Raw genomic sequence first — 24106 nt, 5'->3', positions numbered from 1 at the left:
CCCAAGGCGGTCGGTTTGTTCGGGTAGTTTCCGACGTCGAGCTTACTCAGGTCGACGTGGGGCTCTGGAGCGGCCGATGGGCTCGCTTCACCCCCGCAGCCTGTCGTAAGCAGGCACGCGAAAGATACTGTTGCACCGAATACTGCTCTGTACGCTCGTATTCTCAGAGCTTTCGATAATTTCGGTTCAGAACGCAAAGCATCCCCCCATCGTTAGTTAACTGATTTCTATCTGATCTTTGATTTGAGGACGGGGACCAGCTTGCTGATCATCAGTGCCTCGGATTCGGGCGACCAATTCCGCATGGCGGATACCGTGCTGGGATCATCGATAGGGACGACAATTGCCCGTGAGCTGGTTATTCCGTACGGGAGACCGAGAAGCCCACCGCCACCGGCCTTCTCGTCGCTACGGAGCACGATGACGTAGCTGTCGTCCGGTGCTTCGAGCGCACTCGAGCTGTCCGAGACCTCTTTGGGTGACGGAATCCCTTCGGTATTCGTGTATTTGAAGTTGTAGACGAAACCGAGTTTTTCCAAAAACTGTGTCTGCGGGCTGCCGGTAAAATAGATTCCGAATTTGTTCGGTTGCTGCGTGACATTGAGGAGCGTGACAGTCTTGCCTGCGAACTGCGGATTGTCCTTGCGTTCCTGCTCGATCGGCGGCAGGGCAGAGGCCGATGTGCTGGTGGTGGTGCCGGGCGTTGGGTCGGATCCGCCCGCGGCCCAAATGCCGACTCCGGTGCCGATTCCGACGACGAGCGCGATTGCTGCGCCGATCACTACCGCGCGCTTGGTCTTGCTGGGAGCGGTCGGTGTGGATGCTGTGAGTCCGTGCAGCGATACCGCGGCCCGCGGATCGGTGTGCTCGCGGGGCGGCATCACCTGGATCGGGTAAGTCGGTGAAGTGTTGTGGCCGGTGGGGTTGAAGCCCGGGGTCAGCGCGTTCGATGCGGCATCGGTGAATTCGCGGCAGGTGGCGAAACGTTCGGCGGGGTTTTTGGCCATCGCGCGGGCGAAGACGTGGTCGATGGCGTGGGGGAGGCCGGGGCGGACTCGGGTTGCCTGGGGTGGGGGCTCGTGGAGGTGGCCCATCATGACCATGGCGGGTTGGGCTGCGGGATAAGGGTTTTGGCCGGTCAGGAGTTTGTAGAAGGCGCAGGCGAGGCTGTAGATGTCGGCGCGGTGGTCGAGGACGGCGCCGCTGAGTTGTTCCGGCGGGGCGTAGGCGATGGTGGCGAGGAAGCTGCCGGTCTGGGTGAGTTCGGTGGCGTCATCGGTGGACTTCGCGACACCGAAGTCGGTGAGCAGGACGCGTTCCTCTTCGCCGTCGCTGCTCGACAGCAGGAAGTTGGCGGGCTTGACGTCGCGGTGCAGCAGGCCGCGGCGGTGGGCGTAGTCCAGGCCCTTGCCCACCTCGCTGGTGATGCGAAGGGCGCGCAGCGGGGTCATGGAATGCGGGTCGCGGGCCAGTTCGGCAGCGGCGTCGGTGCCGTCCACGTACTGCATGGCGATCCACAGCTGGCCGTGCTCTTCACCGCGGTTGTAGACCGAAACGATGTTGTTGTGGTCGAGGCCGGCGGCGAGATTGGCCTCGCGCTCGAAGCGGGCACGGAACTCGGGGTCGCGGCTGAGTTCGGCGCTGAGCACCTTCAGGGCGTCCATCCGCGGCAGGCTGGGATGTTTGGCCAGGTAAACCGTGCCCATGCCGCCGGCACCGAGTACCCGCTGCACGCGGTACCCGCCGACGATGGTGCCGTGGCTCATCACCATCTTTTACGATCTCCTGACTCAATGCCGCACACTGCCGCTTTCCCGGCTGGAGCATATAGGACTCCGTAGGGGTCGGCCGGTGTGGGATTATCGGCTGTTGGCGAATAGTGCATATTGCGCGGCCGCACGTTGATGGGCATCCAAAAGCTGGTTGCCGCTGACTATTCCGACGTATTCGTTGTAGGCGAGGATGCAGCTGAAGCGTTTCGCCGCGCCGGTGCGTTTGTTCTCCACGCAGGCGGTGTCGGGGAGGTTGGGTGGGTTGGCGGCTTCGGTTTCTACCTGCCAGAGGAACATCTTCTCGGTGACCGCGCGGCGGGCGGTCTGCTCGTCGGGAGTGCGCACGGCGATCGAGCCCCAGGACAGGGCCACCTGCTGGGCGCTCATCTTGGTGAGCTGCTCGTCGATGAAGTGGCGATCGGTGGGGAGTTGGTCGCCCGCGTAGTGCAGGATGCCGTGTTTGCCGGTGACCACGTAGTAGCCGGAGCCCTCGGGGTTGGCCAGCTGGTCAGGGTTGAGGGTGCGCATCAGCAGGTGGTCGGGGTCCCACGGCAGCGTCATGACCTCTTCGTCGGTGAGCGGCGTGGTTTCGGCGAGTGCCTCGATCTGCTCGGTGAGGGCGTTCGCGGCGAGGGTGGTGAGCGCTTGCTGGTCGGGGGTCGGCACCGAGAGCAGGAAGGCGATCACGTACGGGCCGTGGGGGAGCACGGTGCGCAGGAAGGGTGAGTCGGGACGCCAATGCGACAGGGCCGCAGGGTGTCCGGGGATGGCAACGGGTTGGTTGCGGCCTTCCTTCATGGCGAAGTCGGTGTCGTAGAACTCTTTCGCGGCGGCGGTCGCGCGGTCCGCGTCGGGGAACTGCAGGACCATGGTGGTGGCGGTGAGCCTGTTGTCGGCCTTCTTCGTCGGCCAGTCACCGTAGGTTTCGACCCGCGAATCCTTGGCGGCGCCATTGGATTCGAAGCCGTAGAGCATCTTGTACTTCTTGGCGATCGCCGACATCGCCGGCTCGTCGCCGAGCGCGGAGGGCATCACGCCGGCGGAGACGGTGGTCGCGCGTTTGCCGTAGGTCATCTGGGCGTCGACGTCGCGGGAGTTGATCACATAGTCGGCGATCCGCATCGCCGCTACCTCGTACATCTCGTAGAACGGCGGGACCGGGTCGTCGTCGTGGGCGTTGACCGGCTCGGTCGGGTACGAGCCGACGTCGAGGCTGCGAACATCCATCTCGGCAGGCAGCGCCTGCCCGGACAGGGTGGAGCCGCACGCGGTCAGGACGGTGGCCAGCGCGGCAGCCAGCACGGCGGATCGGATTGTCATTTCGCGTTCACCAACAATGCGTACTGGGCCGAGATCCGCTGCTGGGCGTCGAGGAGCTGGTTCGACCAGACGTAGGCGGCGTAGCGGTCGTAGGACACCGCGCAATAGAAGCGGATCGCGATCCGTTGTTTCCTGCCGATGTATTCCTTGCACTGGGCGCTCGGCAGGTTCTTCGGTGCGGCGGAGGCGGTGAATTTGCGGGTGACGCCGCCGAGCTCGTCGCGGACACCCTGGGCGCCGGCGATGTCGCGGGCGCGGTAGACCTCGGCGCCGTCGTTGGCGTAGAGGTCGATGCCGTAGTCGTCGATCATCTTCGCGGCGCTCACCGGGTCGGAGAGGAAGTGGCGGGCGGTGCGGCCCGCGTAGACGCCGGGTGGGTTGATCCAGGAATCCTCGCGGGGGCGGGGTGCGGTGCGGCCGAGCATGCCGTCGCGATCGCGCTGCAGGGTCATCAGTTCGGTGCTGGGGGTGGGGGTGAATTTCGCGACGGCGGGGACGATGGTGTCGAGGCTCTTGCGGGTGAGGTCGAGCAGTGCTTGCTTGTCGACCTTCTCCAGCCAGATCTTCAGATAGTCGTAGAACCAGGTGTAGATCACCAGATGACCGGTGGCGAACCAGGACCCGATCGACTGCTGATCGGGCTGCCAGTGCGCGATCGCCGCGGGATAACCGGGAATCTCGATGCGCTGGTTGTTCGGGGCGTAGCCGAAATCGAGTTTCTCCAGCTCGGCCGCGGCGGTGGTGGCCTTCTGCGCGTCGGGGAAGATCATCACCGCGTTCACCATGTCCAGGCCCATGTTGCTGGGCTTCGTCTCCGCCGAGCTCACGAATCCGCCGATGAAATCGGGGGCGACCTCGGCGAACCGGTCGACGGCCATGATCTTGCCGAGCGCGGCTTCGGCGTCGAGGAACACCGACGCGATCGACGGATTGGTGTGGATGAACCGTGGATCGATATCGGCGGGCGTCGGTACGAAGTCGCCGAGACGTTCGGCCTCGATGAAGCGGCCCTGGTCCAGGTTCGCGACCGTCCCGACCTGGCGGGGCTGGGTCGGATAGTTGCCGACGTCGAGAGTGGCGAGGTCCACCGGGGCGTCGGTGGCGGCGATCTCGTCGGGACCACCGCAGGCCGTGACGACAGTGGTCAACAGTGCGGTCGCCAGGACACAGACGACTTTGGTGGCTCGCAACTCATTTCCTCCCCGAAACGATCGTCGGCGAGATCCTACGTCACCGCAATCGAGGAGTGGGGCCGAGCGAACTCACAAGCTGTTGGCCAGCAGGGCGTACTGGGCGGTGATTTTCTGGCGGACCTCGGGCTCACCGTCGGCGCTGACCATGGCCAGGTAGCGCTTGTAGGCGACATAGCAGCGGTAGACGTAGTCGTCTTCTTTGTTGCCGTTGTCGTTGAGTTTCAGGCAGGTCGCGGTGGGGACATCGGCGGGGGCGGTGATCGGGTCGTAGTGGCCCGCCGAATCGATCAGGCCCTGCATGAGCGATTGCGCGGCGGACTGGTCGCGTACCCGCGTGACGGAGCCGCCCTCGACCACCGCGTGGGCTTCCACTCCTGTTGCGTCGACCAGGTTCTGGCGGGTGGTGAGGTTGGCTGCCTTGTTGACGAGATGCTCAGGAGCATAGGAGGCGAACGAGTACTGGCCGGGGCGCATGGCGGCGCGGTCGTCGACGACCGCACGGGCCAGGAGTCCGGCGGGGTCTACCGGGAGGTCGGAGATCTTCTCGGTGGGCGTGGGGTCGAACTTCGCGAGCTGGGCGAGTTCGGCGGCGAGATTCTTGTCGACCCAGGAAGTGAGGTCGGTCGCGTCGGCCCGGGGCCGCTGGATGAACAGCGAGATCACGAACTCTTCGTGGGCGAGGAAGGCGCCGATGGTGGGCACGCCGGGGCGCCAATGGAGGTAGGCGTCAGGGTATTCGGTGGAGGCGAGTTTGCGGTTGTCGGGGGAGACGGCCAGGTCGACGTCCTCGAGTTCCCGCGCGGCGAGAGTGGCGGCCGCCGCGGTGGGGAAGCGGAACAGCGCCGTGGTCAGCGCGGTCGCGTCGGGACCGGGACGGGTCTGGCCGTCGGGATCTGCCTTGTCGGCGCCGAGCGCGACATAGCCGGTGACGAACTTGCGGTTCTCCAGAACAGGTTTGGAGACGTTGGCGACGAAATCCAGCGCGCGTTCGATATCGGGGACGATCGCGCCGCCGCGTCCGTGCGAGAGCGACGGATCGATCCGCACCGCGGGCACCACGGCCGCCGACATCCGCGCACCCTCGACGATCGCGCCACTGTCGCCCGCGGTGTCGGTGTAGCCGTGCCGGTCGGTGGCGAAGGTCCCGGTCTCCAGGCCGCGCACATCGGGCTCACCGGCGACGGCTGTGCCGCTGACGGCACAGCCGGACAGGACGATCAGAGCCCCACCCCAGGCGAGCGCGATGCGAATTCTGGTCGAATCGATCATCAGGTTCCCCTCGATGTTCCTCCCGCGACACCTATGAAGTTACCGGACCTACCCCGCCCAGGGGGACCTGATCGGGGTGCTTGCCATAGTCTGGATGACATGGCGACCCCCCTGCTGTGCAGTTCCGGTGGAGGCCGATACCTGTGAGGGATCGGCAGGTCGAAGTGGTGCTCGGAAGTCACGCGGTCGCACGGGTCGCGGGCGCGGTGATCGTGGTCGCGCATCGCGGGCAGGGCAAGCTCACGCCCGGCGATACCGCGGCGATCGCGCTGGAATCGCTGGCGGAGTTGGTGCGTGACGCGCATGAGCAGGCGCCGTCGGGGCCGGGTTCGGTGGTGGCGCGCGAGGCGACGCGGTGGCTCATGAAGTACGCCGAGCAGATCTCGCCGGGTGTGCCGATCGATTTCGGGGTGCTCTCGGCCGCCGACAACGGCGGCGTGGCGATCTTCCTGCACGGTTCGGTGACGGCGGTACTCGCCGACGACCACGGCCCGGAGTACTACCGCGGTAGTGACGCGGCGTTCACCGTCGACCGGGTCGCCTCCGAGCCCGCGAAGGCGGTCGCGCTGTTCGTCGACGACGCCAAGGGCCGCATCCCGGATCTGCCGCCGGAGCGCGGAATCGGTTGGCTGGTCGAGGGAATCGCGCAGGCAGGCGGGGCCGTGATGTGGTCCAACGATGTGCGCAGCCGGGTGCGCACCGCGGAACCGGTGGGCCAGACTCGCAGGCCGCCACCGCCTACCGCGCGTATCGATCGGGAACCGCGTGCGGCGCAACCGGATTCACGACCGTCCGAGCAGCCCGCGACGGGGATGCAGCCGGCGACCTCGATGCTGGACGCTGTCACCGGCGCGGCGCACGGCACGGTCGACACCCCCGTCGCCGACCCGCACAACGCCGAAACCCGGCTCTCCGGAACCAATCCCGCACCCGAACCCGACCCCGACCTGCAGCGCAGGCTCGAAGCCACCGCCAAGTCGACGGTGCTGGCGGTGAAGGTGATGGGATTCAAGTGCGCGCGTGCGCATCCCAGTGATCCGCGCTCGGCGTTCTGCACGGTGTGCGGCATGCCGGTCGATCAGACCCAAGCGCTCGCCGAGGTGGTCCGCCCGCCGCTCGGCATGCTCGTGCTCGACGACGGCATGACCTATCTGATGGCCGCCGACGCGGTGATCGGGCGTGACCCGGAGAACTCCGACGCCGCCCAGCGCGGACTCATCCCGCTGCGCATCGACGACACCTCCGGCGGCATGTCGCGCGCGCATGCCGAAGTGCACCTGGTGAATTGGGACGTGCAGCTCATCGATCGCGGTTCCACCAACGGCACCCGCAGCCGGCACCCCGGCTACCGCGACTGGGTCCGCCTCACCCCGAATCAGCCGATGGTGCTCGTCCCCGGCACCGAGGTGATGATCGGCAACCGGGTGCTGCGCTACGAACCGGCCGCACCACCCCCGTTCGGCTGACAGCCCTCCACCGATCGCATTCCCGGCCCCGCACATCCCGACCCCGAGGAGGGATCCGCCGCGCAGCGGCGGGTTCGCGGCCGTCCCGTCGATCAGGCGCCGTTGCGTACGCGACGAAGGAGCAAGCAACGGTGCCTGATCGACGGGACCGGCGGGGCCGCGAACCCGAGCGCGCCAGCGCTCCAAGAATTCAGCTGTAGCGCGACAGGCAGGTGGTTTCGCCGTTGAGGACGCCTGCGCGGAAGGCGTCGACGCGGGAGAACCCGCTGGGCACCGTGTTGCCCTCGGCGTCGCTGGCGGCCAGTCCGTCGGTGAGCAGGCCCGAGACCGCTTCGTCGAGATCGCCCGCCGACAGCTGGATGTCGCCCTGGGTGACCGGACGGCCGGGCTGGGCGAGTTTGCCGGTGACGACCCCGGACAGGCAGGCCGCGCGCAGTCCGGTCTTCGCGCCGGTCAGCTGCTGGCCGTGGCTGCGCTGCACGGCCAGGGTGTAGCGGGAGATGAAGACGACGTAGCCGTTGTAGTCGCCGCTGACCTTCACCGGCAGCGGGCCGTCGTCGTCGGTATCGCTGGCCCCGCGTTCGGCCAGTCCGGGCACATCGGTGGCGATGGTGTTCTTGGCGGGGCAATAGGTGACCGGTTCGGTGACCGCGCCGTCCTTGCAGTCGATGCGCGAGCCCGCGTAGTCGTAGGTCGGCGCGTCCTTCACCGGCAGGATGGCCTGGAGCGCCTTGCTCAGCTCGACGAGATTTTCCTTGGAGACGGGGTATTCGCCGCGCCCGCTGTCGCCGGAGAAACTCTGCGGCAGAGAGCCGCGGCGCGAGTCGATCTCGTCCTCGTCGATGCCCTTGCAGCCGCGCGGCCCGTCGGTGAACCCGATCTGGACCGCGGTGACGCGCTCGAAGGCCGAACCGTGCACGCTTTCCGGGTCGTCGGGATCGGAGTCGCGAATCGAAACAGTCGCGGCCAGAACGGAATTCAGGCCGTCGGAGGTGTTGATCGTGAAGTGCTTCGACTTGCCTTCCGCGACATGGCGCATGAACGCGCCCGCGAAGCAGTCGGCCTGCTGCTCCTTCACCAGGACCGGCGTCTTCTTGGTGACCATCTTGGCCATGCTCTGGATGGCGTGGCCGTATTCGTGGGCCAGCACCATCACCACCGACATCGTGCCGAAGGTCTCGCTCATGGTGGGCAGCAGCATCTCGCGGTCCCAGCCGATCGAGTTGTCGCTGCGGCAGTAGGCGGCATTGACCAGGTGGTAGGTGGTCTCCTTGCAGAATTCGACCGCCTGGCTGCGGGCCGCCCTGGCCTTCCAGGAGATCAGCTTCTCGACCGGGTCGAAGGTCTCGCCGGGGAACTCGGTACCGAAGCCCGCCTGCCAGTAGGACTGGATGTCGTCGATCGCGTTGAGCGCCAGCTGGTCCACCTCGCCGCCGTCGCCGTTGGACGCGGTGAGGGGCGAATCGGGAACCCCGGTGCGCGGACCGTTCGGCCCACCGGTGGTCGGCAATCCCGCCACCTGGAACGGATCGTCGTAGATCGAGACCCCGTGCCCATCGATCGCCCGCGTGCACCCGACACCCATCAGCGCGCATAGCACGACAGAGATCGCAACGAACACTTGGGCTTTCGGCATACGTCCCCCTGGTCGGCCGGATACACGTGCAGGTCGATCGCCGGATCGGGCACAAAGCCGTCTCGGGGGCACCGCCGATGTCCGGGCGATGGCATAGTATCCGCTCCATGTCTTCACCGGGGGCGCAGACCATCACCGTGCGCCATGATGGAACCGAACGAGTCTTCGAAGCGAGTCAGCAGATCACCATGGGCCGCGCGCCCGAGGTCACCCTGTTCGTGGACAGTCCGCTGGTCTCTCGTGTGCACGCCACTCTTCGATTCAGCAACGGCGCGTGGGTGCTCGCCGACAACGGCAGTACCAACGGCGTCTTCGTCGACGCGCGCAGGCTCAACCAGCCCGTCTCGATCGATCGACCCACCCAGGTACGCCTGGGTGACGCGATCACCGGGCCGCTGCTGCACCTGGTCCCCGCGGCGCCTGGGGCGCGCCACGCGGCGACCATGGTCGCGCCGCCTTCGCAACCACAGCAACAGCCGCACCAGCAGCAACCTCACTATCAGCAGCCGCGTCCGCAGCAGCCGCATCCCGGCTTCCAGCCGCCGTCGCGCCCGCAACAGCAGCAACCGCAATACGTTCCCACCTCGCAGCTGCCCGCGCAGCCGCAGGACAACATCAATATGACCCGCCGCGCCGATTCGTCGATGCTGCCGCCGGTCCGCAAGGCCGCCTCGACCGAACCGGTCGCGCGCGGTGACCGCATTCCGCCCGGTGGCCTGAGCATCGGCCGCACCTCGGACAACCAGATCGTCGTCAACGATCCGCTGGCTTCGCGTGCGCACGCGAAGCTGCTGGCCTCGCCCGAGGGCCTGGTGATCGAGGACCTCGGCTCGGCCAACGGCACCTTCGTCAACGGTCACCGCCAGCAGCGTTCGGTGCTGCGCGAGCGCGACATCGTCACCATCGGCAACATCGACTTCGTCGTCACCCAGGGGGCGCTGGCGCATCGGCAGAAGCCGGTCGCCGAGCAGGGTCTGTCGGTGCACGGGGTCGGGTTCACCGTCGAGAACAACAAGCAACTGCTCGTCGATGTGAACATGACGGCGGGGCGTGGCACGTTGACCGCGCTGATCGGACCGTCGGGCGCGGGCAAGTCGACGCTGTCGAAGCTGATCGCGGGCAATACCCAGCCCTCCGGTGGTGTGGTGACCTTCGAGGGCCGCAACCTGCACGCCGAATACGAGGCGCTGCGTTCGCGCATCGGCATGGTGCCCCAGGACGACGTGCTGCACCGTCAGCTCACGGTCCGCCAGGCGCTCGGCTTCGCCGCCGAGCTACGGCTGCCGCCCGATACCACCAAGTCCGACCGGCAGAAGGTGATCGACGGCGTGCTGCAAGAGCTCTCGCTCACCCAGCACGCCGATACCCGGGTGGACCGGCTCTCCGGTGGCCAGCGCAAGCGCGCGTCGGTGGCGATGGAGTTGCTCACCGGTCCGTCGCTGCTGATCCTCGACGAGCCGACCTCGGGTCTGGACCCGGCGCTGGATCGGCAGGTCATGCAGATGCTGCGCGAACTGGCCGACGCTGGTCGCGTGGTGATCGTGGTGACGCACTCGGTGGCCTGCCTGGATATGTGCGACCAGGTGGTGCTGCTGGCGCCCGGCGGTAAGACGGCGTTCGCCGGTCATCCGGGTGGGGTCGGCGCGGCGATGGGGACCAGCGACTGGGCGGAGATCTTCGCCGAGGTCGCGGCCAACCCTGATCAGGCCTTCGCGAAGTATCGGTCCCGGCAGGCCTATGTGCCGCCACCGCCGCCCGCGCAGCCGAACCGCGGCAACGTGGGCGCGCCGCCGCAATCGAGCGCGATGCGGCAGTTCAGCACGTTGTCTCGCAGGCAGTTGCGGTTGATCTTCTCCGACCGGGGATATCTGATCTTCCTGGTGGTGCTGCCCTTCATCCTCGGCGCGTTGTCGCTGGTGGTGCCGGGTAGTGACGGGTTCACGGCGGGCGCGCTGGTGCAGCTGCCCGACGGCTCGTTCGGGCGGGAGAGCGGAGGTGAGGCCCAGCAGTTGCTGGTGGTGCTCATCCTCGGCGCGTGCTTCATGGGCGCCACGCTCAGCGTGCGCGACCTGGTCGGCGAACGGTCGATCTTCCAGCGTGAGCGCGCGGTCGGCCTGCTGCCCTCGGCATACCTGATGGCCAAGATCGTCGTGTTCAGCGTGACCGCGTTCCTGCAGTCGGCGGTCCTGATCGGTATCACGTTCATCGGGAAGAAGGCGCCGGGCGCCGGTTCGCTGATTCCGAGCGGCAGCGTCGAGTTGTACTTCGATATCGCGATGACCGCGGTGTGCTGCGTGGTGTTCGGCCTGCTGATGTCGAGCCTGGCCAAGTCCAACGAGCAGGTCATGCCGATGCTCGTGGTGATGATCATGGTGCAGCTGGTGATGGCGGGTGGCCTGATCCCGGTGACCGACCGGGTCGGCCTCGAGCAGATCTCGTACCTGTTCCCCTCACGCTGGGGTTATGCGGCGGGCGCGTCGACGGTGGACCTGACGGAGCTGGTCTTCGGCTCGCAGGACGACCCACTCTGGGGGCACAGCGCGGGGATCTGGATCCTGGACATCGTGATGCTCATCGTGATCACCTCGATCCTCGCCCTGATCACCTGGAGCAGACTACGACTGAAGAAGTCGCAGGCATGATCCGCCAGGTCAGCATCGTTTCGGTGGGCAAGCTGCGCGTGTCTGTCGCCGACCGGGCACACTTGATCCTGTGACCGTTCGAGTTGGGGCCCTACATCTGGGGTGGGACGTGGTGTCCGTGGCCGCGGGTGGCGGCGCGACCCCGGTCCGCCCGGTACAGGTCGAGGGCACCTACACCCCGCCCGCCTACCTGCTCGCCGATGCCGCGGGCAGGTTGCACACCGCCGGTGTCGACCGGCAGCGCCCGGACCTGGGGATGGCGATCGCCGATGTGCGCGACATCCTCGGCCACCCACAGATCGTGATCGCCGGCGCCACCTGGCCCGCCGAACTCGTCTTCCGGGCCAGGCTCTACAACCCGCTGGCCGCGATCGGCAAGTACCTACAGGGCAAGCCGCAGCTGGTCGCGCTGCCGTATCCGGACAGCTGGCCCGAGGACAAGGTCGAGGTGTACGCGGCGCTCGTCGAACAGCTCGACGTGGTCGTGGAACCGCTGCCCGAAAGCGTCGCGCTCTCGGGTTATGTGCGCGCGCTCGGCCTGGTCTCCCCGCCCAGCGAGCGGCATCGCACCGGCATCGGCGCCACCGGGATCTACTCCGACGGTCGCTCGCTGCTGGTGGTCGCGGTGCACGGCGACGACGAGCAGCCGACCGAATCGACGGAGGTCTCGGTCAGCGCCGAGGCGCTGCGCGACGCCCGCACGGCCGACAACGTGGTGATCGAGGCGATGGCCGCGGCCCGCTCGATCGGGGCGGACACCTCGACGGTGCTGCTCGCGGGCAACGTCTGCTTCAACGACGCGCTGCGCTTCGCCTTCCAGAACCACCTGGGCCAGCGCCTGCACGTGGCCGATCATCCGATGCACGCGCTGGTCCTCGGCGCCGCGCATCTGCTGGTCACCGAGCCCGATCTCGACGACGAGGAGGACGACTATCCGGACTCGGGACATCCGGGTCAGGCAGTCGCCGCGCAGGTCGGGTGGGGTGCCCAACCCACCGCACCGCCCGCCGCCCAGCCGCCCGGACCGGCCGGGTTCGTCGCCGGTCCGCCCACCGCGCAACCGCCGCAGCAGTCAGGTCCACCCGCTCGTGCGCCGCGGCACGCGCTCGAACACGACGATGCCGAGGACGACGACCGCCGCGGCAAACTGCTCGGCAAGGTGAAGAAGGGCTTCTTCGGCGCACCGGCCGTGGTCGGCGCGCTGGCGCTGGTCGCGCTCCAGCCGGATCCCGCCGTCGCCGCGGCCGCCGAACCGGTGAGTTGCGCGTTCACCCCGTACGCGAACACGGTCCCGCGCGAGGGCATCGAGACCGCGCGTGGCCTGCTGGTCGACGACTCCGCCTGCGTCACCCCCGGCATCGATACTTTGCGCTACCTGATTCCCGGTCCCGCGCGTGCGACCGACCCGGGTCCGCCGGTCGTGATCTAGCCTCGCCCGATTACGGGTCGGTGATGCGTGGCTGGTATCGTTGCCCGTTGGCGTGTGGAACGCCGAACCGTTCGCGGATCGGCGTCTCCTCGATGTCCTGGGTCTCCACCGGCCGCCAGGACAGCCTCGATCCACACATCAGGGCCGGCAACACCGACGACAGACAGGGAACGACTGTGCCTACGTACAGCCCCAAGGCGGGTGACGTCACCCGCAAGTGGTACGTCATCGACGCCACTGACGTAGTCCTCGGCCGTCTCGCCGTGCAGGCCGCTGGCCTGCTGCGCGGCAAGGGCAAGCCGACCTACGCACCCCACGTCGATGGTGGCGACTTCGTCATCATCATCAACGCGGACAAGGTTGCCATCTCCGGCAACAAGAAGCAGGACAAGCTCATCCACCACCACAGCGGACACCCGGGCGGCCTCAAGTCGCGCACTGTCGGCGAGGTGTTGGCGACCCGTCCCGATCGTCTCGTGGAGAAGGCCGTCAAGGGCATGATCCCGAAGAACAAGCTGGGTAACGCGATCGCGGGCAAGCTGAAGGTCTACGCAGGCCCGAACCACCCCCACGCCGCGCAGCAGCCGGTTCCGTTCGAGATCAAGCAGGTGGCCCAGTGACCGCTCCTGAAGAGTTCGCAGCCGAAGAGTTCGACGCCACCGATGAGGTCGTAGTCGAGATCGTCGAAGACGGCGAAGGCTACGCCGAAGGCGAGTACGTCGAGGAAGAGCTGGCTTTCGAGCCGATCGGCCTCGACCGCCCGGTGCAGACCGTCGGCCGCCGTAAGGAAGCCGTCGTTCGCGTTCGCTTGGTGCCCGGTTCGGGCAACTTCGAGCTCAACGGCCGCACCATCGAGGATTACTTCCCGAACAAGGTGCACCAGCAGCTCGTGAAGTCCCCGCTGGTTCTGGTCGAGCGTGTCGAGAACTTCGACATCTTCGCTCGCCTGGTCGGTGGCGGCCCGTCGGGTCAGGCAGGCGCCCTGCGTCTGGCCATCGCCCGCGCGCTGATCGAGGTCACCCCGGACGACCGTCCCGCGCTCAAGCGTGCCGGCTTCCTGACGCGTGACCCGCGTGCCACCGAGCGTAAGAAGTACGGCCTGAAGAAGGCCCGTAAGGCGCCTCAGTACTCGAAGCGCTGATTTACGCACTGTCGACTCTCGGCTTTCGCATACGCTGGGTATGCTGCCCGCGCGAGTGGGGATGAGCCTGGTCGGCGGAGCGTGTGTGCAAGAGCAGGCTTCCAGCACCGCTGGTCGCCTGCTCTTGTGCTGTATTCGGGGACCTACTACTGGTAGAGGGTTTTTATGGGACGGCTATTCGGCACAGACGGTGTTCGCGGACTCGCCAACGAGTCGCTGAGCCCGGAACTGGCGATGCGCGTCGCCGCCGCGGCAGCGCAGGTGCTCTCGCGCGGCAAGAAGCGCCCGGTGGCGGTGCTCGGTCGCGATCCGCGCGCCAGCGGCGAGATGCTCGAGGCCGCGGTGACCGCGGGCCTGACCTCCGTCGGCGTCGATGTCCTCTCGGTCGGCGTGCTGCCCACCCCGGCCGTGGCCTACCTGACCGGCCTGTACGACGCGTGCTTCGGCGTGATGATCTCCGCCTCGCACAACCCCATGCCCGACAACGGCATCAAGATCTTCGCGGCGGGCGGGCACAAGCTCGACGACGCCATCGAGGCCCGGATCGAGGCCCTGATCGCCGAAGGCGTCACCGTGCGCCCGACCGGCGCGGGCATCGGCCGCGTGCGTGGCGACTACACCGTCGAGGGCACCCACGAGCGCTATGTCGAGCATCTGCTCGAATCCACCAGCCAGGACCTGTCCTCGCTGACCGTCGTCGTCGACTGCGCGCACGGTGCGGCCGCCGAGGTCGCCCCGCAGGTGTACCGGGAGGCGGGCGCGACGGTGATCGCGATCAACGCCGAACCCAACGGGCTCAACATCAATGACGGGTGCGGTTCCACGCACCTGGACACCGTGCGGCGCGCGGTCCTCGAACACGGCGCCGACCTGGGCATCGCGCTCGACGGTGACGCCGATCGTTGCCTCGCCGTCGATGCCGCGGGCGAGATCGTCGACGGTGACGCGATCATGGCCGTACTCGCGCTGGCGATGCGCGACGCGGGCGAACTGGTCGACGACACCCTCGTCGCCACCGTGATGAGCAACCTCGGCCTGCACATCGCGATGCGTGCCGCCGAGATCACCGTGATCACCGCCGCTGTCGGCGACCGGTACGTGCTCGAGGAGTTGCGTCGCGGCGGATACAGCCTGGGCGGGGAACAGTCCGGGCATGTGGTGTTCCCGCGGTTCGGTACCACCGGGGACGGGGTGCTCACCGGCCTGCGGTTGATGGCGCGGATGGCGCAGACCGGCCGCTCGCTGGCCTCGCTGGCTTCGGTGATGACCACGGTGCCGCAGGTGTTGATCAATGTCGCGGTGTCGGACAAGGGTGCTGTCGCTGTCGCTCCCGAGGTGCTGGACGCTGTCGCGGAGGCCGAGCGGATCCTCGGGGACACCGGGCGGGTTCTGTTGCGGCCCAGCGGGACCGAGCAGTTGGTGCGGGTGATGGTGGAGGCCACCGATCCCGCGCAGGCGCGTCAGCTGGCCGATGATCTGGCCAAGCGGGTCGCCGCGGTCTAGTCGCCGGGACCCGGACGACGGGTCGGCGATCGGTGCTGTGGCGTGTTCCACCGGGCCCCACTAGTATCGGGATACGCCGTCTGGACCTGTGTGCCCCGTGGCGCGTGTGTGCTGCTCGGCGCAGGCGGTTATTTTGGCGCGCAGCACGATTCGAAGGGGGCCGATCATGGTTCCGCCGCTGCCTGCCCGCAACTACCAGGACCAGTACCCGTACGAGTACGGCGAAGCCGACCAGCCGCACCGCTGTGGTGGAGCCTGCGGGCGACCGGGGTGCCGCGAAGTGCCGCAAGGGTATTCGCACACTGTGCCGATCCGGGACGAAGGCTACGGGCAGTCCGCCTATGAGCCGGTCGCCGAGGCGCCACGCACCCGTGCGTTCGCGGCGCCGCGGGTACCGCGCTCGCGGTCGTTCATCGCCGTGGTCGCGGTGCTCGGTGTCACTTTCGGCGTCGGTCTGATCGGGGCCAAGCTCGGCTCCGACATCGACCTGTTCGGTGCGGCCGAGCCCGCTGTAGTGCAGTCGCTCTAGAACTGTCCGGCGACGAATCCGCTGAACAGCACCCCGAAACCACCGATCTCGCCCACGATCAGCCCGTACATCGACAGCCGTAGTTCGGCGGGAATCCTCCCGTCGAACTGGTTGGTGGTGTCCCGGCGCAGCCCGTGCAGGGCGTAACTGGCGATCGCACCGGCGAAGAACGCGAGCACCACCAGATCGGCGGTCAGATTGACGATCGTCGGCCAGGCGCTGAGCTCGGTGAACACCGCGAGCAGGATCCCCGCGAAGGAGTACATCAGCGCGGCGCGGTGGGCGATGTCGACATAGACGTGCGCCGCGCCGTCAGTCCGGATGCCGTGGTACTTCCACACCCCGAGCAGCAACGCGCTCAGGAAGAGGAATCCGGTGACGAGCAGGGTGATTCGGGTGTCGATGCCCAATGCGTAGTCCATGCGTCATTCCTCGCTGAGAAGCCCACCGGACATGTGCCAACGACGGGTCGCACGAACAGAATCCAGCATCCGGCGATCGTGCGTCACCAGAATCAACGTGCCGGTGAAGGATTCGACGGCCTGTTCGAGCTGTTCGATGGCGGGCAGGTCGAGGTGGTTGGTCGGCTCGTCGAGAACCAGCAGGTTCACCCCGCGCGCCTGGAGCAGGGCCAGGGCCGCGCGGGTGCGTTCACCGGGGGACAGGGTGTCGCACGCACGCGTCACGTGCGGCCCGCGCAGGCCGAATTTGGCCAGTAGCGTGCGGACTTCGGCGTCGGGCCAGTCGGGCATCGCCGCGGCGAAGGTGTCGGCCAGCGCGTCGTCGCCACGGAACAGCCCGCGGGCCTGGTCGACCTCGCCGATCTCCACACCGGAACCCAGTGCGGCGGTACCGGAATCCGGGGCGATCTTGCCGAGCAGCAGGCCGAGCAGGGTCGACTTGCCCGAGCCGTTGGCGCCGGTGAGCACGATCCGGTCGGCCCAATCGATCTGGGTGGTGATCGGGCCGAGGGTGAATTCGCCGCGCGTGAGGGTGGCGTTGTTGGCGGTCGCGACCACCGCACCGCTGCGTGGGGCGGTGGCGATCTCCATCCGCAGCTCCCACTCCTTGCGCGGCTCGTCGACCACGTCGAGGCGTTCGATCCGGCGCTGGGTCTGGCGGGCCTTGGCGGCCTGCTTCTCGGTGGATTCCGCGCGGGTCTTGCGACCCATCTTGTCGGAGTCGTTCTTGCCCTTGCGGCGGGCGTTGCGCACCCCGTGCTCGAGCCAGTTGCGCTGCATCTGCGCGCGCGACTCCAAACCCGCTTTGGTGTCGGCGAATTCGTCGTAGGCCTCGCGGGCGTGCTTGCGGGCGATCTCGCGTTCGGCGAGGTAGGCGTCGTAGCCGCCGTCGTAGAAACCGGTTTGCTGCTGCGCCAGATCGAGTTCGAGGACGCTGTTCACGGTGCGCGCCAAGAACTCTCGATCGTGGCTGATCACCATCAGCGGTACGCGCACCCCGGTGACGAACCGTTCCAGCCGGTCGAGGCCGTCGAGATCGAGGTCGTTGGTCGGCTCGTCGAGCAGCAGAATGTCGAAGCGCGACAACAACACCGAGGCCAGCCCCGCGCGTGCCGCCTGGCCGCCGGACAGGCCCGTCATCGGGGTGTCGAGCCCACCGGCCAAGCCGTGGGTCAGCCCCAGGTCCGCGGCGACCTCTTCGGCGCGCTGATCGAGATCCGCGCCACCCAACGCCAGCCAATGTTCCAGCGCGGGCGAGTAGTCGTCGTCGCCACCGTCGCCGAGGCGTTCGGCCGCCGCGTCCATCACCTGCTGGGCGTGTGCGACACCGGTTCGGCGCGAAAGGAATTCGAGCACCGTCTCGCCCTCGATGCGCTCCGGTTCCTGGGTCAGATAACCGACGGTCGCGTCGGGCGGGCTCAACGCGATGGTGCCCTCGCCCGGTTCCCGCTCGGCCAGCATCCGCAGCAGCGTCGACTTGCCCGCGCCGTTCACCCCGACCAGCCCGATCACATCGCCGGGGGCGAGAGTGAAATCGAGGTCGGCGAACAGGGTCCGTTCGGCGTGCCCCGCGGAGAGGCCACTGGCGTGCAATGTCGTGCTCACCTCGACGATTGTGCCCGTCTCGGGGTCTGACCCTGAGGTCGGGGCCTGTCGAAATCAGGGTGCGGATGGGTCTGTGGACCGATGCGGGCGGGCGTGCTCCGACGGCACAGTGGAGACATCACCGCTCCACAGGAAGGCAACACCATGACCGCCCCCGCCCGCCGCCTCACCCGTTCGACCAGCAACAAGTGGATCGCAGGCGTCTGCGGCGGCCTCGCCGAACGCTACGGCTGGAACCCCAACGTCGTCCGCCTGGTCTTCGTCGTGTCCTGCCTGCTGCCCGGTCCCCAGTTCCTGATCTACCTGGCGATGTGGATCCTCATCCCGAACAAGTAGCCCCGAACCCCCCGGCGCCCGCTCGCGGATGACAAGATGGTGGCAACCCCGCCACGTCGTCATCCGCGAGTTTTCCGTTGGAGGAGCAGTCATGGTCACCTCGGGTGAGTTCCCCGGCCTCGGCCTACCCGACATCGACGCCCACTCGTCCCTGGGCGGCCTCGGCCCCGTCGAGCTGAACAACCCATCTCTCGACCTCGACCACGACGGCGTCGTCGACTCCCTCTCCACCGGCGATGCCGACTCGACCAGCATCTGGTCCGACTACGACCACGACGGCCTGGCCGATCACGTCACTGTCGTCGAGGAAGACGGCGACTACGCCGCCTGGGAATACCACCGTCATCCCGACGGCACGTCGGAGTGGCGCAAGACCGACCATGGGAACCTGGAGAAGTAGCGCACCAGGGTGCCGCTGTGATCGAATCCGAGCACAGCGGCATTCGTCGTGTGATCGTGGAACCGATCCGGGTCTTGGCGCGTCTAAGAAGACAAGGAGTCTTCCGGGACGGTGGGGGACGGCAACGGGATCCGGAACGGAGGGGACGCTATGGGGTACTCGAACACGCTGGGCGTGCAGACGGGTGAACTCGGGCAGTTGGGCAACGATTTGAAGATGTCGGGCGGTGCGGTCAAGGACACTGTGAAACGCATTTCCGACAACAAGTTCGGCTCGGGTGACGCGGGGAAGAACTACGCCGCCGAGGGAAAGACCGTCACGGCGGGCCTCGATGTCGCGATCGCGTGGCTGAACAACTGGAGTTCGGCCACCACGGCTATCGGCGATGCGATCGGCGCCTCATCGATTGCCTACTCCAACACCGATGCTGAAAACGCCAAGCAGACCAACAAGGCAGGGCAGGCGCTGTAGTGAGCGACGCAGGATATGTGGGAGCCGACCGATGACGGTGTTGAGCAGCCCCGTCGAGGGCATACGCGGACAGAACGTCGATTCGCTCCTCGACGACGGTGCACCGGGGCTGCAGTACTTCATCCAGTTGCTCCCCAGATACAACAAGGCGTTCGGTGACTGCAGTCATACCGAGGCCAAGATCTGCGCGGAGTACGACGAACAGCGCGGTATGAATCTGGACAAGCTGGCTGACACGGCCGAAGCGCTGTACAACGCGTTGCAGGTCTCCGATACGCAATGGGGTGTGCAGCAGGGGCTTTCGCAGAAGATGTCCACGGTGTGGAGCAGCGGCGCGGCGGCCGAGGCCGCAGCGACGATGCTCGGACAACAGCTGACGCTGGCTACCGAGGACCGCACGAAATTGACCACGGCGGTGGAAGCGTTCGCGACCGCGACGACCAAATTGCGTGGGCTGGTCACCAGCAAGAAGGATTGGGTCAAGGCGCTGGTCACCGGCAATCAGGTGTTGGTCGGCGGAAAGACCGTCGCCGACATCGACGAGATGATCGAGGAAACAGATGTCGTCGATGTCGGGACTATCGGCCTCGGCATCGTTGCGATGGCCGTCCCCGGCTTGGGTTCTGCCTATATCGGAAAGACGGCTTACGACAAGCAGCAATCCGAAGCGTGGCTGAGAGATGTCTTCAAACCGGACTTCGACGACAAGCTGGCGAACTTCCTCTCCCTGTGCTCCAACACCGACGACACCGTCAAGCTGGCATACGGGGTACTGACGACGGCGACCAACGCGCTCGACAGCGGGGCGTATCCGCGACCGGCAGGCACTGTCACCACCGATAACAAAGGTGACGGGACGACTCCCGCAGGGACCACACCGTCCGGGACGACCCCCGCCTCGACAACGCCGACGACGACAACGCCGTCCACGACAACACCGACGACAACAACGCCCACAACGACAACGCCGTCCACGACGACCGACGACACGCTCAGCGAGATCGTCAGCACAGTCACCGACGCCGCCACGGACCTGTTGACGACGGCTGCCAGCACTCTCAGCGAGAACATGGACACCATCACGTCCACGATCACCGAAGGCATCGAGAACGCGGTCGGGCAGATTGAATCTGTGTTCCAGGATGCCGACGGCGATGGGGTGCCGGATGTCATCGATGGCAAGTCCGCGGAGTTCGACGTTGCCGGAAACAATGTCAAGGTCGAGATGGGCGAGGACGGCAACCTGAAGATGGTCGTCACCGGCGCCGACGGTCAGTCCACCGAATATGGCATGACGATCGGCGCCGACGGCCAGCCGGTCATCACGACCGAGAGTGGCGAACCCGTCGGCGAGGGCGAACCCACCGGTGAAGAGGCTGCGACCGAAGAAGGTGTCATCGGTGATGGCACGCCGAGCTCCGGCTCCGGAACCGCTGAAGAGGGTGGGACGCCCGCGTCGAGCACGCCGAGCATGCCGGGTGCCACCAAGCGCGAAGACGACGGTGAGCATTACTCGCAGCCGCTGCCTGCCGGTGATGCCGAAGAGCCGGTCGACACCGGCGCAGTCCTGGCTGAGGCAGGCCCGCTGTGATCGTCCACTCGTCATGTGAGGAGCCCCGCTCATGAACTATGTCCTCGAGCTCGAGCAGATTTTCGACGAGCACGCTCGGCGCACGGCGATCCTGCATCAGGAACTCGACGCGATCAACCGTGCCACCGCCGACCGGGACCGAGACCATGCCGAACGTACTGCCGCCGGTCTGGAGCGGGTGCTCGCGCAGGCGGAGGAAGACGAGAAGGTGAGGGCGGCAGCCGAACAGCGCCAGGCCGAACTGAACCGCCTCGAAGCAGAGGCGCAGGAGCAGCGCGCCGCCATCGCTCGCGCGGCGGCGGCGCGCCGTGCGAACGATGTCGTCGCGCCTTATGACGACGACGATCCTGAAGCCGAGTACTACCAGCGCAAGAGCTGGCTGGTCTGAATCACCGGCGCCAGGCCGAATACGGAGGGTGATCGCGCCGGGCCGGCGTCGCTCGGCCGGCCCGGACGCTTCTAGCCGCGGATGAGTTTGGCGACTGTGCCGATGGACAACTTGGGCGCCTCGACCTCGACCTCGGCGTGGGGGTCGACGACCTTGGTGTGGGGGATCTCGGCTTCCGGGTCGGCGAAGATCGCGTACTTCTTGTCGGCGAGAAGGGTGGCGAGCAGGTAGCCGGTGACCAAGGCTCGGGTGGCCTTGTCGGTTTTGTGTTCGTAGCGGCCCGCGCCGAGGGCGGCGAAGAGGCGGCGGCCCTCGATGATGCCGTTGTGCGAGGCGCCGTCGAGGGTGCGCAGGATCGATGGGCCCGACCAGGCGGCGGCGAGGGCACGGGCATTGGAGCTGACCGAGTCGAGGTCGTCACCGGTCAGGATCAGGCCGGGCGCGTCGATGTCGGGGGCGATGTTCTCCGCGGCGGGGGAGGTGGGAGCAGGGAAGAGCGCTACGACGGCGGCTACCCGGCGTTGAGCCGCGGCGATCACCGCGGCGCCCGCCCCCATGCCGTGGCCGGCGAGGGCGAGGCGGTCGGGGTGGACGCTGATGGTGCCGTCACCGAGGCGGACCTTGCTCACGATGTCGAGCGTGGTGAGCAAGTCGGTGCCGAGGTCCAGATGTGACGGAATCGGGCCACGCTCGGTGTCGGGCGCGGCGACCACGAAACCCCACGACGCGATGTGTTCGAGCAGGCTCTTGTAGTTCTCGGCGCTGGTCAGCCAGCCGTGCGCGAACGCGACAGCGGGCAGGTTCAGCCCGGACTCGGGCGTGTACACCACACCCGGCTGACCTGCGATCCCTAAGTTCCCACGCAGCACCCGGTGGGGGCCGCGCACGGACAGGGTGCTCACGAGCGATTTTGCAGACACCGACACGGCGAGAAGAGTATCCGATCAGTAGGGTGGGGGACCATGTGCGGAATCGTGGGGTACGTCGGATACCGGGATGCGCTGGGCGTTGTCGTCGACGCGCTGCGACGCATGGAGTATCGCGGATACGACTCCGCGGGGGTCGCGATCCTCGATGGAAACGGTGCTCTGGCGGTCGAACGTAAGGCCGGGCGGCTGGCCAACCTGGAAGCCGAACTGGGCGAGGCGGGGACCGAGCGTTTCGCCGGGTCGACCGGGATGGGGCACACCCGCTGGGCCACCCACGGCGCGCCGACCGACCGCAACGCGCACCCCCACCGCGACCTCTCCGGCAAGCTCGCCGTCGTCCACAACGGCATCATCGAGAACTTCGCGCCGCTGCGCCGCGAGCTGGAAGACGTCGGCGTGGAGCTGCTGAGCGACACCGATACCGAAGTCGCGGTGCACCTGGTTTCGCGCGCGTACGCCGACGGCCCCACCGCGGGCGACTTCACCGCGAGTGTCCACGCCGTGTTGCAGCGGCTCGAGGGCGCGTTCACACTGGTGTTCACCCATGCGGACCATCCCGGCACGATCGTGGCGGCTCGCCGGTCGACGCCGCTGGTCGTCGGGGTCGGCGAGGGTGAGATGTTCATCGCCTCCGATGTCACCGCGTTCATCGAGCACACCCGTGAGGCGGTCGAGCTCGGGCAGAACCAGGCCGTGGTGATCACGAAGGACGGCTACAGCGTCACCGACTTCGCGGGCAACACCGACGGGGTGGTCAGCCGGCCGTTCACCATCGACTGGGACCTCGCCGCCGCGGAGAAGGGCGGCCACGACTACTTCATGCTCAAGGAGATCGAGGAGCAGCCCACCGCCGTCGCCGACACCCTGATGGGGCATTTCGTCGTCGACGAGAAGGGTGGCCGGATCGTCCTCGACGAACAGCGCCTCGCCGACCAGGAGCTGCGCGAGTTCGACAAGGTGTTCGTCGTGGCGTGCGGCAGTTCGTACCACGCGGGCCTGCTCGCCAAGTACGCGATCGAGCACTGGACCCGGGTGCCGGTGGAGGTGGAGCTCGCCAGCGAATTCCGTTACCGCGACCCGGTTCTCGACCGGTCGACGCTGGTGGTGGCGATCTCGCAGTCCGGTGAAACCGCCGACACACTCGAAGCGGTACGCCACGCCAAGGAGCAGAAGGCGCGCGTGCTGGCCATCTGCAACACCAACGGGGCGCAGATTCCGCGCGAGTCCGACGCGGTGATCTACACGCGGACCGGGCCCGAGATCGGTGTCGCCTCGACCAAGGCGTTCCTGGCGCAGGTGGCTGCCAACTATCTGGTCGGTCTGGCCCTGGCGCAGGCGCGCGGGACCAAGTACCCCGACGAGGTGGCTCGCGAGTTCGCCGAACTGGAATCGATGCCGAAGCTGATCGCCCGGGTGCTCGAGACCGCGCCACAGGTGCGGGCCATCGCGCGCGAGCTGGCGCATGTGCCGACGGTGCTGTTCCTCGGTCGCCACGTGGGTTATCCGGTGGCGCTCGAAGGCGCGCTCAAGCTCAAGGAACTGGCCTACATGCACGCTGAGGGCTTCGCCGCGGGCGAGCTCAAGCACGGGCCGATCGCGCTGATCGAAGAGGGCCTGCCGGTGATCATCGTGATGCCGTCGCCGAAGGGGCGCGCGGTGCTGCATTCCAAGCTGCTCAGCAACATTCGCGAGATCCAGGCCCGCGGCGCCCGGACGATCGTGATCGCCGAAGAGGGCGATGACACCGTGCGCCCGTTCGCCGACGACCTGATCGAGATCCCGGCCGCCCCGACCCTGTACCAGCCGTTGCTGTCCACGGTGCCGCTGCAGATCTTCGCCGCCGAGGTGGCCCAGACCCTGGGCTACGACGTGGACAAGCCCCGCAACCTGGCCAAGTCGGTCACCGTCGAATAAATAAAGGCCCGACCCAGCCCCGCACATCCCGACCCCGAGGAGGGATCCGCCGCGCAGCGGCGGGTTCGCGGCCGTCCCGTCGATCAGGCGCCGTTGCGTACGCGACGAAGG

21 protein-coding genes are annotated in these 24106 nt (G+C 67.3%); 13 read left to right on the top strand and 8 right to left on the bottom strand.

Features of this window, described 5'->3' with window-relative positions; genetic code table 11:
• Window positions 1–227 precede the first annotated feature (227 nt).
• The 4 genes from ACFQ9R_RS24855 to ACFQ9R_RS24840 all read right to left on the bottom strand — a co-directional run bounded on the left by ACFQ9R_RS24855 (window position 228) and on the right by ACFQ9R_RS24840 (window position 5554).
• A complete protein-coding gene (locus ACFQ9R_RS24855; RefSeq protein ID WP_378993593.1) occupies window positions 228–1766 on the bottom strand; it encodes a serine/threonine protein kinase in 1539 nt (512 codons plus the stop codon).
• A gap of 93 nt (window positions 1767–1859) precedes the next feature.
• On the bottom strand, window positions 1860–3092 hold the full coding sequence (locus ACFQ9R_RS24850) for a hypothetical protein (RefSeq protein ID WP_378993592.1): 1233 nt from the start codon (window positions 3090–3092) through the stop codon (window positions 1860–1862).
• The gene (locus ACFQ9R_RS24845) at window positions 3089–4282 is read right to left on the bottom strand and encodes a hypothetical protein (RefSeq protein ID WP_378993591.1); all 1194 of its coding nucleotides are present in this window, start codon (window positions 4280–4282) and stop codon (window positions 3089–3091) included. The genes ACFQ9R_RS24850 and ACFQ9R_RS24845 overlap by 4 nt, the downstream gene beginning before the upstream one ends.
• 72 nt (window positions 4283–4354) lie before the next feature.
• Window positions 4355–5554: a hypothetical protein gene (locus ACFQ9R_RS24840; protein WP_378993590.1), complete on the bottom strand. Its 1200-nt coding sequence runs from the start codon at window positions 5552–5554 to the stop codon at window positions 4355–4357.
• Between the two features lie 143 nt (window positions 5555–5697).
• Here ACFQ9R_RS24840 and ACFQ9R_RS24835 point away from each other — a divergent pair, with 143 nt between their 5' ends.
• The gene (locus ACFQ9R_RS24835) at window positions 5698–7020 is read left to right on the top strand and encodes an FHA domain-containing protein (protein WP_378993589.1); all 1323 of its coding nucleotides are present in this window, start codon (window positions 5698–5700) and stop codon (window positions 7018–7020) included.
• 190 nt (window positions 7021–7210) lie between these two features.
• Here ACFQ9R_RS24835 and ACFQ9R_RS24830 read toward each other — a convergent pair whose 3' ends face one another.
• Entirely contained in the window at window positions 7211–8656 is a 1446-nt protein-coding gene (locus ACFQ9R_RS24830; RefSeq protein ID WP_378993588.1) for a metallopeptidase, read from the bottom strand.
• Between the two features lie 107 nt (window positions 8657–8763).
• Between ACFQ9R_RS24830 and ACFQ9R_RS24825 the strand changes: the two genes are divergently transcribed.
• The 6 genes from ACFQ9R_RS24825 to ACFQ9R_RS24800 all read left to right on the top strand — a co-directional run bounded on the left by ACFQ9R_RS24825 (window position 8764) and on the right by ACFQ9R_RS24800 (window position 15900).
• Window positions 8764–11298 carry an ATP-binding cassette domain-containing protein gene (locus ACFQ9R_RS24825; RefSeq protein ID WP_378993587.1) on the top strand — a complete coding sequence of 845 codons (2535 nt, stop codon included), beginning with the start codon at window positions 8764–8766 and terminating at the stop codon, window positions 11296–11298.
• 70 nt (window positions 11299–11368) lie between these two features.
• Window positions 11369–12727: a hypothetical protein gene (locus ACFQ9R_RS24820; protein ID WP_378993586.1), complete on the top strand. Its 1359-nt coding sequence runs from the start codon at window positions 11369–11371 to the stop codon at window positions 12725–12727.
• Between the two features lie 176 nt (window positions 12728–12903).
• Complete coding sequence (gene rplM / locus ACFQ9R_RS24815) at window positions 12904–13347, top strand: 50S ribosomal protein L13 (protein ID WP_022567307.1); 444 nt, start codon at window positions 12904–12906, stop codon at window positions 13345–13347.
• On the top strand, window positions 13344–13868 hold the full coding sequence (rpsI, locus tag ACFQ9R_RS24810) for a 30S ribosomal protein S9 (RefSeq protein ID WP_378993585.1): 525 nt from the start codon (window positions 13344–13346) through the stop codon (window positions 13866–13868). Before rplM ends, rpsI begins: the two co-directional genes overlap by 4 nt.
• A gap of 165 nt (window positions 13869–14033) precedes the next feature.
• Window positions 14034–15371, top strand: a complete 1338-nt coding sequence (gene glmM / locus ACFQ9R_RS24805) for a phosphoglucosamine mutase (protein ID WP_378993584.1) — start codon at window positions 14034–14036, stop codon at window positions 15369–15371.
• 166 nt (window positions 15372–15537) lie between these two features.
• A complete protein-coding gene (locus ACFQ9R_RS24800) occupies window positions 15538–15900 on the top strand; it encodes a hypothetical protein (protein ID WP_378662011.1) in 363 nt (120 codons plus the stop codon).
• On the opposite strand, the gene ACFQ9R_RS24795 is transcribed toward ACFQ9R_RS24800, so the two are convergent.
• Together ACFQ9R_RS24795 and ACFQ9R_RS24790 are read right to left on the bottom strand one after the other, a co-directional pair.
• Window positions 15897–16322 (bottom strand): hypothetical protein, encoded by a 426-nt coding sequence (locus tag ACFQ9R_RS24795; protein ID WP_378993583.1) that lies wholly within the window; start codon window positions 16320–16322, stop codon window positions 15897–15899. The two genes, ACFQ9R_RS24800 and ACFQ9R_RS24795, sit on opposite strands and share 4 nt — an antisense overlap.
• Before the next feature lie 3 nt (window positions 16323–16325).
• The gene (locus ACFQ9R_RS24790) at window positions 16326–17966 is read right to left on the bottom strand and encodes an ABC-F family ATP-binding cassette domain-containing protein (protein ID WP_378993582.1); all 1641 of its coding nucleotides are present in this window, start codon (window positions 17964–17966) and stop codon (window positions 16326–16328) included.
• A gap of 144 nt (window positions 17967–18110) precedes the next feature.
• Here ACFQ9R_RS24790 and ACFQ9R_RS24785 point away from each other — a divergent pair, with 144 nt between their 5' ends.
• The 5 genes from ACFQ9R_RS24785 to ACFQ9R_RS24765 all read left to right on the top strand — a co-directional run bounded on the left by ACFQ9R_RS24785 (window position 18111) and on the right by ACFQ9R_RS24765 (window position 21152).
• Window positions 18111–18302: a PspC domain-containing protein gene (locus ACFQ9R_RS24785; protein ID WP_063057023.1), complete on the top strand. Its 192-nt coding sequence runs from the start codon at window positions 18111–18113 to the stop codon at window positions 18300–18302.
• A 91-nt stretch (window positions 18303–18393) separates the two neighbouring features.
• The gene (locus ACFQ9R_RS24780) at window positions 18394–18702 is read left to right on the top strand and encodes a DUF6802 family protein (protein ID WP_378993581.1); all 309 of its coding nucleotides are present in this window, start codon (window positions 18394–18396) and stop codon (window positions 18700–18702) included.
• A gap of 111 nt (window positions 18703–18813) precedes the next feature.
• Complete coding sequence (locus tag ACFQ9R_RS24775) at window positions 18814–19173, top strand: hypothetical protein (RefSeq protein ID WP_378993580.1); 360 nt, start codon at window positions 18814–18816, stop codon at window positions 19171–19173.
• Window positions 19174–19204: 31 nt separating this feature from the next.
• Window positions 19205–20764: a hypothetical protein gene (locus ACFQ9R_RS24770; protein WP_378993579.1), complete on the top strand. Its 1560-nt coding sequence runs from the start codon at window positions 19205–19207 to the stop codon at window positions 20762–20764.
• Between the two features lie 31 nt (window positions 20765–20795).
• Entirely contained in the window at window positions 20796–21152 is a 357-nt protein-coding gene (locus ACFQ9R_RS24765) for a hypothetical protein (protein ID WP_378993578.1), read from the top strand.
• Window positions 21153–21223: 71 nt separating this feature from the next.
• Here ACFQ9R_RS24765 and ACFQ9R_RS24760 read toward each other — a convergent pair whose 3' ends face one another.
• Complete coding sequence (locus ACFQ9R_RS24760; RefSeq protein ID WP_378993577.1) at window positions 21224–22078, bottom strand: dienelactone hydrolase family protein; 855 nt, start codon at window positions 22076–22078, stop codon at window positions 21224–21226.
• Between the two features lie 36 nt (window positions 22079–22114).
• Between ACFQ9R_RS24760 and glmS the strand changes: the two genes are divergently transcribed.
• Window positions 22115–23995, top strand: a complete 1881-nt coding sequence (gene glmS, locus ACFQ9R_RS24755; RefSeq protein ID WP_378993576.1) for a glutamine--fructose-6-phosphate transaminase (isomerizing) — start codon at window positions 22115–22117, stop codon at window positions 23993–23995.
• Window positions 23996–24106 lie beyond the last annotated feature (111 nt).

It is taken from the genome of Nocardia sp. NPDC056541 (assembly GCF_042794235.1).
Lineage (GTDB): Bacteria > Actinomycetota > Actinomycetes > Mycobacteriales > Mycobacteriaceae > Nocardia.
This window is presented reverse-complemented; position numbering and strand designations above follow the sequence as displayed.

Bases quoted from the DNA above. Each gene is read 5' to 3' on its own strand.
- ACFQ9R_RS24795 (WP_378993583.1), bottom strand. From the start codon at position 16,322: ATGGACTACGCATTGGGCATCGACACCCGAATCACCCTGCTCGTCACC.
- ACFQ9R_RS24855 (WP_378993593.1), bottom strand. From the start codon at position 1,766: ATGAGCCACGGCACCATCGTCGGCGGGTACCGCGTGCAGCGGGTACTC.
- ACFQ9R_RS24780 (WP_378993581.1), top strand. From the start codon at position 18,394: ATGGTCACCTCGGGTGAGTTCCCCGGCCTCGGCCTACCCGACATCGAC.
- ACFQ9R_RS24765 (WP_378993578.1), top strand. From the start codon at position 20,796: ATGAACTATGTCCTCGAGCTCGAGCAGATTTTCGACGAGCACGCTCGG.
- ACFQ9R_RS24850 (WP_378993592.1), bottom strand. From the start codon at position 3,092: ATGACAATCCGATCCGCCGTGCTGGCTGCCGCGCTGGCCACCGTCCTG.
- glmM (WP_378993584.1), top strand. From the start codon at position 14,034: ATGGGACGGCTATTCGGCACAGACGGTGTTCGCGGACTCGCCAACGAG.
- ACFQ9R_RS24840 (WP_378993590.1), bottom strand. From the start codon at position 5,554: ATGATCGATTCGACCAGAATTCGCATCGCGCTCGCCTGGGGTGGGGCT.
- ACFQ9R_RS24800 (WP_378662011.1), top strand. From the start codon at position 15,538: ATGGTTCCGCCGCTGCCTGCCCGCAACTACCAGGACCAGTACCCGTAC.
- glmS (WP_378993576.1), top strand. From the start codon at position 22,115: ATGTGCGGAATCGTGGGGTACGTCGGATACCGGGATGCGCTGGGCGTT.
- ACFQ9R_RS24825 (WP_378993587.1), top strand. From the start codon at position 8,764: ATGTCTTCACCGGGGGCGCAGACCATCACCGTGCGCCATGATGGAACC.
- ACFQ9R_RS24785 (WP_063057023.1), top strand. From the start codon at position 18,111: ATGACCGCCCCCGCCCGCCGCCTCACCCGTTCGACCAGCAACAAGTGG.
- ACFQ9R_RS24830 (WP_378993588.1), bottom strand. From the start codon at position 8,656: ATGCCGAAAGCCCAAGTGTTCGTTGCGATCTCTGTCGTGCTATGCGCG.
- ACFQ9R_RS24770 (WP_378993579.1), top strand. From the start codon at position 19,205: ATGACGGTGTTGAGCAGCCCCGTCGAGGGCATACGCGGACAGAACGTC.